This is a genomic window from Flavobacterium phragmitis (assembly GCF_900112575.1).
GTDB lineage: Bacteria > Bacteroidota > Bacteroidia > Flavobacteriales > Flavobacteriaceae > Flavobacterium > Flavobacterium phragmitis.
The window spans coordinates 256,161-270,358 of record NZ_FOMH01000005.1; the positions used below are offsets into that span (position 1 = coordinate 256,161).

At 34.2% G+C, this 14,198-nt stretch carries 7 protein-coding genes; all 7 read left to right on the top strand.

Translation table 11 applies throughout. The annotated features are described in order from the left end of the window. The first annotated feature begins 11 nt into the window (after positions 1-11). The 7 genes from BM289_RS10910 to BM289_RS10940 all read left to right on the top strand — a co-directional run bounded on the left by BM289_RS10910 (position 12) and on the right by BM289_RS10940 (position 14,146). Positions 12-575: a hypothetical protein gene (locus BM289_RS10910; RefSeq protein ID WP_091493385.1), complete on the top strand. Its 564-nt coding sequence runs from the start codon at positions 12-14 to the stop codon at positions 573-575. Positions 576-774: 199 nt separating this feature from the next. Continuing rightward, on the top strand, positions 775-2,571 hold the full coding sequence (locus tag BM289_RS10915) for a hypothetical protein (protein WP_143102068.1): 1,797 nt from the start codon (positions 775-777) through the stop codon (positions 2,569-2,571). Positions 2,572-2,657: 86 nt separating this feature from the next. Beyond that, the gene (locus BM289_RS10920) at positions 2,658-3,509 is read left to right on the top strand and encodes a DUF4861 family protein (protein ID WP_091493155.1); all 852 of its coding nucleotides are present in this window, start codon (positions 2,658-2,660) and stop codon (positions 3,507-3,509) included. 216 nt (positions 3,510-3,725) lie between these two features. Further along, positions 3,726-5,555 carry a metallophosphoesterase family protein gene (locus BM289_RS10925; RefSeq protein WP_091493156.1) on the top strand — a complete coding sequence of 610 codons (1,830 nt, stop codon included), beginning with the start codon at positions 3,726-3,728 and terminating at the stop codon, positions 5,553-5,555. Between the two features lie 52 nt (positions 5,556-5,607). Then, entirely contained in the window at positions 5,608-9,642 is a 4,035-nt protein-coding gene (locus tag BM289_RS10930) for a hybrid sensor histidine kinase/response regulator transcription factor (RefSeq protein WP_091493157.1), read from the top strand. A gap of 301 nt (positions 9,643-9,943) precedes the next feature. Further along, a complete protein-coding gene (locus BM289_RS10935) occupies positions 9,944-10,831 on the top strand; it encodes an inositol oxygenase family protein (protein ID WP_091493158.1) in 888 nt (295 codons plus the stop codon). Positions 10,832-11,011: 180 nt separating this feature from the next. Beyond that, complete coding sequence (locus tag BM289_RS10940; RefSeq protein ID WP_091493388.1) at positions 11,012-14,146, top strand: beta-galactosidase, LacZ type; 3,135 nt, start codon at positions 11,012-11,014, stop codon at positions 14,144-14,146. Positions 14,147-14,198 lie beyond the last annotated feature (52 nt).

The following is a 14,198-nucleotide window of genomic DNA, read 5'->3' on the forward strand; positions in this document are numbered from 1 at the left end:
TGATGAACAAGATGAAAAATATATTTTTAATGATTCTTTTCTGCATTGTTTATCAGAAAGGATTTTCTCAGAATTACATTCCAACATTAAAAAACAATACCCAATTGCATTATGTCTGCAAACTGCACGGACAAACAAGAACTTTACAGCTTACGGCGGAAACTTCCAACAATGCATTGGCTTTTAAACTGGAGACCAGAGGTGTAAAAAGTAAAATAGTAATGCTTCCTGAAGCCGTAAAAAATGGAACTGAATTAAGTTTTAATCAAGGAGAATATGCACCGATTTTAAACTTAAAACCAACTGAAACGTTTTTTATGATTTCACAGTCAGCTTATCAGGATTTATTGAAAAACAATTCCTTTATTTACAATAACACGACTTATGTTCTGGATAAAAGTGAAGATAAAAACGGCGTTTCAATTGATGGAAAAACAATCGAAACAATACATGTAAAAGCACAAATAGATGAAACCGAAATGTGGATTATCAAAAATCCTGAGTTTCCTTTAATCTGTAAAATCATCAAAAACCCGCTAGGAATTAATCCGACCTTGGTAAAAGTAGTGGATTAATAAAACTGGTGAGAATTTTTAAACACATAGAAACATAGATTACAATGCTTGTTAAAGGCGTTTCACTCACATAAAAACACATAGTCTATGTGTTAGAAACCTAGTTTCTTTTTGTCTTCTTTTTAGACAATCAAAAACTATGTTTCTATGTGTTTAAAATAATTGAATAAAGTATTTTTCATTAATTAAAAAAAGTATCATGAAACATCATATGAGCCGTGGCGAATTTATCAGATTGAGCAGTTTATCATTAGGAGGTGTTTTGATGAGTAATACTCTTTTTGCCAATGATTTTTTTTCAGAAGGTACAGCCTCAAAAGAAGATCTTCAGTTAATGAAAAAACTAATTCAGTACAACGATGCCAAAGTCAAAAGTTTATTGAACCAGCCATCACAAGATCCGTCCATTAGAATCAATAATTTTCGGGGCATTGCCAATACTATAACTGTAATGTCAGCTTCATTATGCAATTCGGGTTCGGAATATTACAAGTCGCCTCTTTTAGTTGAAAAGATGAATGAAGCGATAGCTATTTTGTTAAAAGACCAATATAGCGACGGAACTTTAGATGCAGGCGGAAACAGACAATCTCCGCCAGACACCGCTTTTATTTTAGAATATATATGTCCAGCAGCAGTATTGTTGAATAAAAGTAAACAGCGAGATCTGACATTGCTTCGTGAAAAAATAAAGCAATTTATTTTAAATGCAGGCGAAGCGATGATAACAGGAGGTGTTCATACGCCAAATCATAGATGGGTTATTTGCGCCGCTTTAGCCAATATTAATGCGCTGTATCCAGATCCCAGATATGTGAACCGAATTGACGAATGGCTGGCAGAAGGAATTTATCTTAACGAGGATGGACACTATTCAGAACGAAGCGGTATTTATTCGGCAGTAATTGATAAAGCTTTAATTACGATGGCAAGATTGCTGAAAAGACCGCAATTATTGGAAATTGTAAATAAAAATTTAATTACGTATTTCTATTATACAGAAACTAACGGTGATTTGGTTACTGTTGATTCCAAAAGACAGGATCAATTTATGGCTTTGAAAGTGACGAAATTTTATTGGCAATATCGTTATATGGCTATTCGTACTCAAAATCCGATGTTTGTTTCTATGGTAAGTACAATCGAAAAACTTCCGGAATTCACAAGTGATATTTTATCAGATTCGTTAGCTTTTTTTATGGAAAATGAAGACCTTCAAAAGCAAGTTCCCGCTGTAAGCAATGTTCCAAATGATTTCGAGAAGTTTTTTGTTCTTTCGAATTTAGCCAGAATCAGAAGAGAGAAAACATCGATTACGCTATTTGGAGGAAACGATCAGCCGGTTCAGATTGTATCAGGAAGATCATCAAATCCTAATTTTTTAATGTACAGAAAAGGAGAATCTATTTTAAAATACATGCGTCTTTCCACTTCGTTTTTTAGAATGGGATATTTCAGCAGCAACGGAATTGTAAAAGAAGGAAATAAATATATTTTGACCGAAACCAAAGAAGCAGATTATTATCAGCCTCTTGCCCCTGAATATCGAAAATCGGATGGAGATTATAAATTATCAGAATCATTGGATGGAAGATTTTGGAACAAAATGGATTTTGATTCGAGAATAAAAAGTAATGTCAAAAAACAAGTTACAGTAATTGAAATTACGGAGAATAACGGAGCATTAAATTTGGATTTTAAGGTAGATGGTCCGCCAAATGTTGAGGTCACGATTGAAATGTGCTTCAACGAAAAAAGTATTGTAAATGGAGCAATAGAAGATGAAAAGAAAAATTATTTTCTTAAAACGGGTTACGGGGAAGTTTCTATGGCAGGAGATGCCATAAAATTTGGACCAGGAAAATGCGAGCATTTGAATGTCGAAAATCTGGAAAGTGAAGAATACACCTACCATCAAGGAAGTTTGCGTACCAGTGGAGAGCATGTTTACATAACTGGATTCACGCCTTTTCATCATCAAATGACAATATTTTAGGATTAGATTGAAAAATTCTTAGTAGATTTTTAAAAGTTGTTTTTAAATTTACAGGAATTACAACTTAAACTATAATATTTTAAATTATGAAACTATCTATCGTAACCTCTTTTCTTTTTTGCTGTGTTTGTTTTGGACAGAATAATACGGACAACAGTTTGTATATGAAGTCGGACAAAATTACTTATTTATCAGACATCGGCTCAGATTCAGGGGATTTATATAAAACAATCGGACATCACGGTCCAGCGGTTGAAAACGAATGGATGGCATTGCGAATTTACTTTAGCGATAAAGTAGCAATCGACGTTTATTCTAAAGCAAAACCAGGCTTAGAATTAAGAAAAGCCAATTGGTATCCAACACCAGAACAGCAAAAAGAAGGTTGGGGAGCTGATTATTATAAAGTGGCTTCAACTGTTGGTTTAGGAGGTGTAAAACTTTGGGATGGAGAGAAATTAGTGCCTTTGAATCCGGTTACCAATCGTTTGGCAAGAGTTGGAAAAACAGATACCACTTCTTGGATGGAAATGATTTCAAGAGGGGTGCCTTACAAAGGAAAAAAAGTTGACATTCTAGTTCGTGTGACCGTATTTTCAGGTAAAAGAGAAGCAAAAGTGGAAGCCGTTTCCTTAACTGGAGAAAAAGTACAATTTGCAACTGGAGTAAATTACTTTAAAGATTCTGCAACGAAAAAAGGAGCAAATTATATCGCAGTTTGGGGAAAACATCCAGAAGACGTTGCTGCCGAAATTGTTGAAGTTGGAGGAGCAATTAAGTACAATCCAAAAGATTTTGAAAAAAATACAGATGACGGAACACAGTATTTGTTGATTTCAAAACCAGCAAAAAATATCGAGACAACCATTTTATCTTCATGTGCAAGAGAAACAGAACTAAACACTTTAGATAAATTAGAAGCATATATTAAAAAATAATTGAATTATCCCTTAAACAAGGACGCGGATTAAACGGATTTACTTTGTAAAGACGCGGATAAAACGGATAATTTATTTAAAAGTTTAATAAAAAAATCCGTTTTTATCCGCGTCTTCGCGTTAGCGAATCTGTTTAATCCGCGTCCGATTTTACAGTTTTTCTACTTTTAGAATAAGAAAAATAAAGGATAATCATAAAATTAAAAAACAAAATACATGTTTAGAATATCGGCTATATTGGTAATACTACTTTCTTTATATTCCTGCAAATCACAGCAGACTACGAAAAAAGAAGTTCAGATTGCTTTTATAGCCGATGCTCATTTACAAGACATTTTTGCGAAATTCAAAGACAGCGATTACAAGGGAATTCCAAATCCGGTAACGGGCGAATATGCCAATATCCGAACTATGAATTCGCAGTTGCATTCTACAAGAATTTTCAATGAAAATTATTTCGCTTTTTTAGAAGCTTTAAATGATATTGTCAAAAGAGGTATCAAACAAGTAGTGCTTCCAGGCGATTTCAGCGATGACGGACAACCCGTCCACGTACGTGGATTGCGAAAAATACTCAACGAATATTCCCAAAAACACGGACTTTCGTTTTATGTCACTACAGGAAATCATGACGTGGTAAGACCATTTTCACAAGATGCCGTTAAAACCGATTTTTTAGGAAAAGATGGAAAAGAGCAGATTATCAGCAGTTCTTCAAACAATTTCAACAAAAACAAAAGCGAATTAGAACCCATCATTACAGCCGATATAAAAAACTGGGGGTACAAAGAAACGATAAACGAAATGCGTGATTTTGGTTTTTTTCCAAAGAAAACCGATTTGTATTGGGAAACACCTTTTTCTGATTACCATTATGAGAATTACAATTTTGAAGAAGCTCAAAAAGAATCCGTTTTAGAAAAAAGAACGTATCTAATAAAAAATACCAATTTGTATCTGCCCGATGTGAGTTATTTAGTAGAACCAATTAAAGGAGTTTGGCTTTTGGCAATAGATGCAAATGCCTACGTTCCAAATGAAAAATTATCAGGAGAATCCAATAACCCGCATGATTTTTCGGGCGCAAATACAGGTTACAACAACGTTTTGATTTATAAAAGGCATCTTTTAAATTGGGTGAAAAAGGTTTCCGCGGAAGCGAAACAAAAAGGAAAAGTACTGATTGCTTTCAGTCATTATCCGATGGTTGATTTTAATGATGATGCTTCGCCTGAATTAAAACAGCTTTTTGGAGCAAACAAAATGCAGTTACAGCGCGTTCCGGATGAAGAAGTGGCACAGCAATTTGCAGATGCCGGAATTCAGATTCATTTTGGTGGACACATGCACATCAACGATACAGGCGTTAGAACGTCGGCAAAGGGAAATACGTTGTTTAATATCCAGACGCCATCGCTTGCCGCGTACATGCCGGCTTATAAAATATTGACGATTCATTCTGATACTGATTTTGAAGTGGAAACGGTTGTGATTGGAAAAGTCAATAAATTCAATAGTTTATTTCCTTTTTATGAAGAAGAATATGCTCATTTAAAAGAAATTAAAAGCAAAGATATTTGGCAAAAAGAAATTCTGAATGCCAAAGATTATGAAGAATTTACCAATTGGCACTTAAAGGAATTAATGCGTTTACGTTTTTTACCGGAAGATTTTCCAGCCGATTTTTTAAAATCAATTGAGAATCTTTCAGGAAAGGATTTATTGTTGCTGAATACGAATAAAACTGAAATTGATTCTCTTTTGAAATCCAATTCTTTCACTATTTCTGATTTTGAATCATGGAATGGTTTTGATATGATTTTCGATTTTTACCGCTTAAAAAGTGCCGATGAACTGGCCTTTTCAAAAATTGGAAACAAAAGATTAAAAGAATATGAATTGATCTGCAGGCAGTTAAAAAAATCAGATAATCCAAAAGTGGTTTTATGGGCAGAAATATTCTACAAAACCATGAATGGCGAGCCTTCGGACCATTTTAAAATTGATTTGAAAAATAATAAAATTGATAATTTATCTGTTAAATAATTTTGATATTTATTAAATCAAAAAGATTAAATTGCAGTTATAATTTATTTACATGAAACCAAAATACCCTATATTATTTTTATTTGTTGCCTTTTTTTATAATTCTTATTCACAGAATATAAAATTTACGCATTACAATGATAATAATGGTTTGTCTCATAATTCAGTACGTCATATTGTACAGGATAAAAAAGGTTTTATGTGGTTTGGAACGTTCTCTGGATTGAATCGTTTTGACGGTTATCAGTTCAAAAACTACATGAGTTCTACACCTGGAAAAAATAAATTATACAATGATGATATCACAGCTTTAGAACTGGACGAAAAAGCCAATCAGTTATGGATTGGAACCCGAAAAGGATTGACGCTTTTTCAGATGGATACTCATGTTTTTACTACTTTTTTTCATAAGAAAGCCGATCCAAACAGTCTTCCGGATGATGAAGTGAGATCAGTTCACGTAGATAAGTTTAATAGAGTCTGGGTAGGTACCAAGAACAAAGGAGCCTATTTATTTTCTTTGAAGGAAAACCGATTTGACAAAATTAAGCTTAAAGGTTTTGATTACGTTAAAGAAATTTTCGAAGATAAAAAAGGCAATGTCTGGGTGGGAAGCTACGAAAAATCAGGTGTGGCCAAAATTACAATGGACACAAAAGGAGCGATTGTAAGGATTAACACCTATACACTTTCTGTTCCAAATTCAAGCGTCAAAAATCCATACATCAACTTTATTTACGAAGATTCCAAGTCGGATATTTTTATTGGTACTCGCGAAGGATTGTATAAACTAGACAAAACCAGAAATCAATTTGTTAATTTATATATTGATAACAAACAGGTTAGAGGTGCTTTAGGCCCTTATTTTCTATCGGTTGCACAAGCTCCCGACGGAAAATATTGGGTTGGAACTTTAGGCGGATTATTAGTTTGCGATCAGCTGGAAGACATTCAAAGCGGCAATTACAAATGGTATTATTCAATTTTGTCTGATGATACTTCGCTTGTCGATAATTTAATTGCATCCCTGTATTTTGATAAATCCGGAGTATTATGGATTGGAACTGAAGACGGTTTGGACAAATACGATCCATATGAAAATCAGTTTACTTTAAACAAAGATATTTCACGTTCGATTGGCAATCAGGCACCTAGAATTCGTGGTTTTGCTAAGACTTATGATGAAAAAGTAATTGTTGCAACCTATCATAACGGACTTTATCTTTCGAATATAAAAGGCTCAACTCCTTTACACAATACCGGAAAAGATATTGCCAGCATTTATTCTGATGATGGAAGGATTTTTTATTGTGGACTGTGGGACGGAAACATTCTGGTGTACAATTACATGAATAATTCTTCGAGGGAAATAAAGGCAGGATTTGAAAAATCGCCTGTTTTTGCTTTTCGAAAAATTGCAGAGGATAAAATAATTGTGGGGTCTTTTGGAGAAGGAGCTGTAATACTAAATACTAAAACACTGCAAGTAGAAACGTCAAGTAAACTATTACCTGATTTTCAGATTAATGCTATCGAGAGAGATGCTAAAAATAACGTATGGTTTGCGACTGAAACCGGAGTGGTGAAATACAATATTACTTCAGGAAAAATAGAAACGTATTCATCACTTTTTGTCAAAGAAAAAGGTGTCCCACATGATGAAAATGTAAGTGATGTTTTAGTAGATGTAAAAGGAAAAATCTGGGCTTCAACGCGTTTCGGATTGTGTTTGTTTAATCCGAAAAAGAATGAGTTTGAGCCTGTAAAAAATCTGAAAGAACTTTCGGGAAAATGGATTACCGATATTTTATCTGATGCCAATGGAAATCTTTGGCTGAATATCAACAACAATAATATTGCTTTCGTAAAATCTAATCTAAAAGATATTAGTATTTACCATGTAAACAGTGGAAACAGACTGGACGTTTTCAGTTCGAGCGGTTTCTTTTATTTTAATAATTCGAATATTTTCCTTGGAGGTAAAAACGGAATTATTTCTTTTTCGCCACCGGCAATGAAAAGAAACAATTGGTCACCATTACCTGTGATTTCGGAGTTTAAAATTCAGAACGAAGAAGTATTTCCGGAAATGGAAATCAATGGAGAAATTCCGCTTTCTAAGGATTTGAATTATGGAAATGAAATAGAATTAAGCCATAAAAACCGAAATTTTTCTCTTCAGTTTTCGGCTCCATCTTTTGCAAATGAAAAGCTGAATAAGTTTCAATACATGCTGGAAGGTTTTGACAAACATTGGATTACGGCTAACAGTACTTCGAGAATAGTTCAATATACCAACCTTTATCCGGGAAATTATACTTTTAAAATCAGATCCAGCAACAGTGATGGATATTGGAGTAAAACGGTTTCGTATAAAATAAAAATTCTGCCTCCGTTCTGGCTGACACCGACATCGTTTTTGATGTTTTTTGCGATTTTGTTTGGAATTTTCTATTTCATTAGAAAAGAAATTAAAAACCGAATTCGTTTAAAGCAAGAATTGCTTACCGAAAAAGTAAACAGAGAACACGACATCAAACTGAACAACGAAAAACTCCGTTTCTTCACGAATATTTCGCATGAATTAAGAACGCCTTTAACTTTGATTTTAGGACCTGCCAAACAGCTTTTAGACGAAAACAGCAATGCAACCGATTATGAAAAAAGCCGTTACAATTTAATCTATCAAAATGCCAGTAGATTGCTGAATCTAGTGAATCAGGTATTGGATTTTAGAAAAGCACAATCAGGCGAATTGAAACTGAAAGTGACCAAAACGGATATTCTGCCTTATTCTAAAAACATTTTCGATTCGTTTAAAGAAATGGCATATAATAAAAAGATTAAGCTCAATTTTATTACCGAAGATGAGGAAATAAACGGCTGGCTGGACAATGATAAATACGATAAGATTCTTTACAATCTTTTATCGAATGCCTTAAAGTTTACCAACAAAAATGGAAACGTTGATTTGTATGTAAGGCTGAAAGATACGGTTGAAGACATTCTGGTAATCGAGGTGGCCGATGACGGAATCGGAATTCCGTTAAAGAGTCAGGAGAAAATATTTAAACGATTCTATCAGGCTACAAACAGTAAAGCGAATAATACAGGATCGGGGATTGGTTTGTCTTTGGTGAAATCTTTGGTTGCGATTCATAAGGGAACTATTGCTGTCGAAAGTACATCGGGAAAAGGAAGTAGGTTTAGAGTGGAAATTCCTATTGACCGTGATTCTTACGAGAATAAAGAGGTATTCGAATATGCGCTTAAAAATGATAATCTGAGTATGCTGATTCCTGAAAAAGCGGCGAAGAAAATTATTCAAAATACCGATTTAAAAGAAAAAATATTAGTAATTGAAGACAATAACGAACTTAGAAAATATCTGGTAGATTATTTGTCTGATTATTACAAAGTTTATGAGGCAGAAAATGGAATGGAAGGTCTAAAAATCTGCCGACAAATTAAACCAATCTTATGCGTTACCGATGTCATGATGCCAATTATGGACGGATTAGAATTCTGTCGTGAACTTAAAAATGATGAATTCATCAGTCATATTCCGGTTGTAATGCTGACGGCTCTTTCTGAAAACATGGACAAAGTAAAAGGTTACGATACAGGCGCCGACGGTTATTTGGTAAAACCTTTTGAGCCTTTATTGCTTAAAACGGTAATAGAAAATATGATCAAATCGAGATTAGAACTGAAACAGAAATTCTCCGGAGAAGTAGAAAGCAAAGTCAGTATGCTGACGCATTCGCCAATTGATGAGGAATTTATGGAAAAAGTAACTAATTTAATCAACGATAATTTAAGTGAAGTAGATCTTTCAACTGATTTTCTGTGTGATAAATTGGGCGTGAGTTCTTCAAAATTATACAGAAAAATCAAAGAATTAACGGATTTGGCTCCAAACGAATTCATCAGAACGATTCGATTGAAGAAATCAGCAGAACTGCTTAAAACGAAGAAATACAATGTTTCAGAAGTGACGAATTTAGTCGGGTTTAATGATCCTCTGTATTTTAGTCGTTGTTTTAAAAAGCAGTTTGGTTTTCCTCCTAGTAAAATTATTAATTAGAAACTTATTTATAATGCTGTCAATCTTTGTCAAAGTTTAAAACTTTGACAAAGATTTTTTGCTTGTAGTTTGTCATTTCGACCGAAGGGAGAAATCACACAAGAAATTCCGTAAAGTTAATATCCAATCTTTGTAGATTCCCGCGTGTGATTTCTCCCTTCGGTCGAAATGACAAAAAAAGCAATTAAATATATAAAAATCCTACAATAATCAAATTTATCCATGTTTTTGATGTATTAATCCATTTTGAAAGGAGTATGTAATTCTATTTTTGTGTTGTAACTTTTAACTATTAACCATTATGAAAAAGCATATAGATACAGACAATCCGTTGAAAAATTTAGATGAGTGGGAAGATGATTTGTTAATGCGATATCCTGATCCTTCTGAAGAAAATGAAGAAGTAAAAGAAAAGCAGAAAGAAGAATTCAGGAATTATGTCGATTCGGAAAGAGTAGAAACGGTTAAGGAATTTTACAGAATCAACCATACCTATCAAACGTATGACTTTGTATGCAGTAAAGAACAGGAATTTCTCCAATTCAATAGAAAAGAAATGTCAATCTGGGAAGCTGTTGAGTTTTTGAACACACTTGTAGACGACAGCGACCCAGATATTGACTTAGATCAGACACAACACCTTTTACAGACTTCAGAAGCCATTCGTGCCGATGGTCATCCGGATTGGTTTGTACTGACAGGTTTTATTCACGATTTGGGTAAAGTTTTATGTTTGTTTGGAGAACCGCAGTGGGCTGTGGTTGGAGATACATTTCCGGTTGGCTGTGCGTATTCGGATAAAATTGTGTATTCGGAATTTTTCAAAGAAAATCCGGATTATACAGACGAGAGATTCAATACTAAATTGGGAATCTACACACAAAACTGCGGACTGGATAAGGTAAAAATGAGCTGGGGACACGACGAATATCTGTATCAGATTATGAAAGATTATCTGCCGGATCCGGCTTTGTATATGATTCGATACCATTCTTTTTATTCTCAGCATAAAGAAAATGCTTATGCCCATTTAATGAATGAAAAAGACATTGAAATGTTTGACTGGGTAAGAAAGTTCAATCCGTATGATTTGTACACCAAAGCACCGGTTAAACCAGATGTAAAAGCATTGCTTCCTTATTATAAAGAATTAGTTGCTAAATATTTGCCAGAGAAATTGAAGTTTTAAAAGTTTATATAAACACATAGAAACATAGATTTTTTTGAGTGTAAGAGTATTGATTAAAAGAAACTAGTTTCCCACACATAGCTATGTTTTTTGTAATAAATGAAATGCCTTTTTATACAAAGAAAAACTATGTTTCTATGTGTTGAAAAAAATAATTACAAGCTATCTAAAACCAAAATAATGCAGAAAACCAAAATATTTTTTATAAGCCTTTTACTGTTTTTCTCGGTGGGTATTTCGGCTCAGGAAAAAGACCGTAACGATTGGGAAAATCCTCAGGTATTTCAAATTAACAGAGAACCAGCTCGCGCCGCTTTTCTTCCTTATGCAGATGAAACTTCTGCCATAATGGATAAATATGAAAATTCACCTTGGTATTTTTCTTTAAACGGAACGTGGAAATTTTCCTGGTCGCCAACGCCAGATGAGCGCCCAAAAGATTTTTACAAGACAGATTTCAGTACACTGCATTGGAAAGACCTTCAGGTTCCTTCCAATTGGGAATTAAACGGATATGGTGTGCCCATTTATACCAATATTACGTATCCATTTGAGAAAAATCCGCCTTTCATCAATCATTGGGATAATCCTGTCGGGTCTTATAAAAAAGATTTTGTTCTGCCTGAAAACTGGAAAAACCGACATGTTTTTCTTCATTTTGAAGCAGGAACATCGGCTATGTACATTTGGGTAAACGGCGAAAAAGTGGGTTATACTGAAAACACCAAAAGCCCTGCAGAATTTGATATTTCTAAATATTTAAAACCGGGAAAAAATAATCTGGCTGTCGAAGTGTACAGATGGAGTGACGGTTCGTATCTGGAAGATCAGGACATGTGGAGACTTTCCGGAATTGACAGAAATGTTTATTTGTATAGTACCGAGGATGTTCGTATTTCAGATTTCTTTGCAAAACCGGATTTAGATGCGAAGTATAAAAACGGAAGTTTAAATGTTGATGTGAGTTTGAAAAATCTGACTTCAAAAGCGATAAACAATCAAAAACTGGTGGCAAAATTAGTTGATGCTTCTGGTAAAAACGTTTTCAGTAAAGAGTTTAATGTCAATTTTGAAGCTTCAAAAATTCAGAATGTTACTTTTTCTCAGGCTGTTTCAAGTCCGAAATTATGGAGCAGTGAAACACCGAATTTGTACACTTTACTTTTAACCTTAAAAAATGCTAAAGGAGAAATTGTAGAAACCGTTTCAACACAAATCGGATTCAGAAAAGTAGAATTAAAAGGCGGACAATTACTGGTAAATGGTGTCCGATTGATGGTTCATGGCGTAAATATTCACGAACATAATCCTGTAACCGGACATTATCAGGACGAAGCTACGATGATGAAAGACATCAAAATGATGAAACAGCTGAATATTAATTCGGTTCGTTGCAGTCATTATCCTAACAATATTTTATGGGTAAAGCTATGTAATAAATACGGTTTGTTTTTGGTCGATGAAGCCAATATAGAAAGCCACGGAATGGGAGTAGAGGGACAGCCCTTAATGTGGATGAATCCAAAAACGAATCCTGGCCATCTTCCAGAATGGAGAGAAGCACATTTGGACCGAATTTATAGTCTTGTTGAAAGAGATAAAAATATGCCATCGGTAATTATTTGGTCATTAGGTAACGAAAGTGCCAACGGACCTGTATTCCACGAAGCCTATAAATGGATTAAAAAGAGAGACAATTCTCGTTTGGTTCAGTTTGAGCAAGCAAAAGAAAACGAAAATACAGATATCGTATGCCCAATGTATCCAACAATCGAATACATGAAAGAATATGCGGCAAGAAAAGAAGTGACTCGCCCCTATATCATGTGTGAGTATTCGCATGCTATGGGAAACAGTAGCGGTAATTTTCAGGAATATTGGGATATCATTCGCGGAAGCAAAAACATGCAGGGAGGATTTATCTGGGATTGGGTAGATCAGGGATTTTATGGAGTTGATGAAGCGGGTCGTAAATACTGGACTTATGGTGGCGATATGGTAAGCCAGAATTATTTAAACGATGAAAATTTCTGCCATAACGGATTAGTTTACCCAGATAGAACACCTCATGTCGGAGCTTTTGAAGTAAAAAAAGTATATCAGAATATTTTATTCAAAGCAGTTGATATTAAAAACGGTGTAATCGAAATTAATAATGATTTCGGATTTACTAATTTGAATAAATACAACTTTAGATATGAAGTTCTGGAAAATGGTAAAGTGATCAAAGAAGGAACAATCAATGTTTCTTTGGATCCAAAAACAAAAAAACAGTTTAAGCTTGATTTACCAAAAATAGAAGCAAAAGAAGGGACAGAATATTTATTGAATGTTTTTGCCAACACAAAAGAAGGGTCGGAATTATTGCCTAAAAACTTTGAAATTGCGAAAGAACAATTTGTAATTGAAGACAGTAAATATTTCGAAAAATCAGAAAAAATAAATTCTGCAAAAGTTCAGGAGGAGAAAGACCAGTTTGTACTGACTTCAGATAATGTTACGGTTAAAATCAGCAAGTCAACTGGTTTGATTTCGTATTACAGTTTGAAAGGAGAAGAATATTTCAAACAATATCCAGAACCTAATTTCTGGAGAGCACCAACCGATAATGACATCGGAAATAAAATGGAGATTAGAACCAATGTCTGGAGAACGGCTGGGAAAAATACTTCTTTAGAAAGCATTAAACAGACAGAAGAAAACGGCAAAAAATATATCGTTGCGAAATTAAAATTGAATGATGTTGCTTCTGATTACACAATCAAATATGAACTAGGAAACAATGGAGATTTAGAGATAAACGTTGCTTATAAAAAAGGGACGAATCCGGTTCCGGAATTACCGCGTTTCGGAATGATTTTTACTTTAAAAAACACTTTGGAAAATCTGGATTATTACGGAAGAGGCCCTTTAGAAAATTATCCAGACAGAAAAACAGCATCCTTCAAAGGAATTTATACTAGTAAAGTTGCAGACCAATATGTGCCTTATACACGCCCACAAGAAAATGGATACAAGACCGATATACGCTGGTTTAAATTGTCAAGCAATTCAGGAAATGGCTTGGAAATAAAAGGTCTGCAACCTTTAGGTATAAGTACTCTGAATAATTATCCGAGTGATTTTGACGGTGGAATTTCTAAAAAGAATATCCATTCCAGCGATATTACTCCAAGAAATGAAGTAGTTGTTTGTGTCGACTTAACCCAACGCGGATTAGGGGGAGACAACAGCTGGGGATTACCACCTCATGAACAATATCAATTAACAAAAAGTGAGTATAACTACGGATTTGTTATTAAACCAATAAAATAAAGTTTACAGTCGCAGTTTGCAGTGACAGTTGAAACTGAAAACTGCGACTGAG

Bases quoted from the DNA above. Each gene is read 5' to 3' on its own strand.
- BM289_RS10915 (WP_143102068.1), top strand. From the start codon at position 775: ATGAAACATCATATGAGCCGTGGCGAATTTATCAGATTGAGCAGTTTA.
- BM289_RS10940 (WP_091493388.1), top strand. From the start codon at position 11,012: ATGCAGAAAACCAAAATATTTTTTATAAGCCTTTTACTGTTTTTCTCG.
- BM289_RS10925 (WP_091493156.1), top strand. From the start codon at position 3,726: ATGTTTAGAATATCGGCTATATTGGTAATACTACTTTCTTTATATTCC.
- BM289_RS10935 (WP_091493158.1), top strand. From the start codon at position 9,944: ATGAAAAAGCATATAGATACAGACAATCCGTTGAAAAATTTAGATGAG.
- BM289_RS10910 (WP_091493385.1), top strand. From the start codon at position 12: ATGAAAAATATATTTTTAATGATTCTTTTCTGCATTGTTTATCAGAAA.
- BM289_RS10930 (WP_091493157.1), top strand. From the start codon at position 5,608: ATGAAACCAAAATACCCTATATTATTTTTATTTGTTGCCTTTTTTTAT.
- BM289_RS10920 (WP_091493155.1), top strand. From the start codon at position 2,658: ATGAAACTATCTATCGTAACCTCTTTTCTTTTTTGCTGTGTTTGTTTT.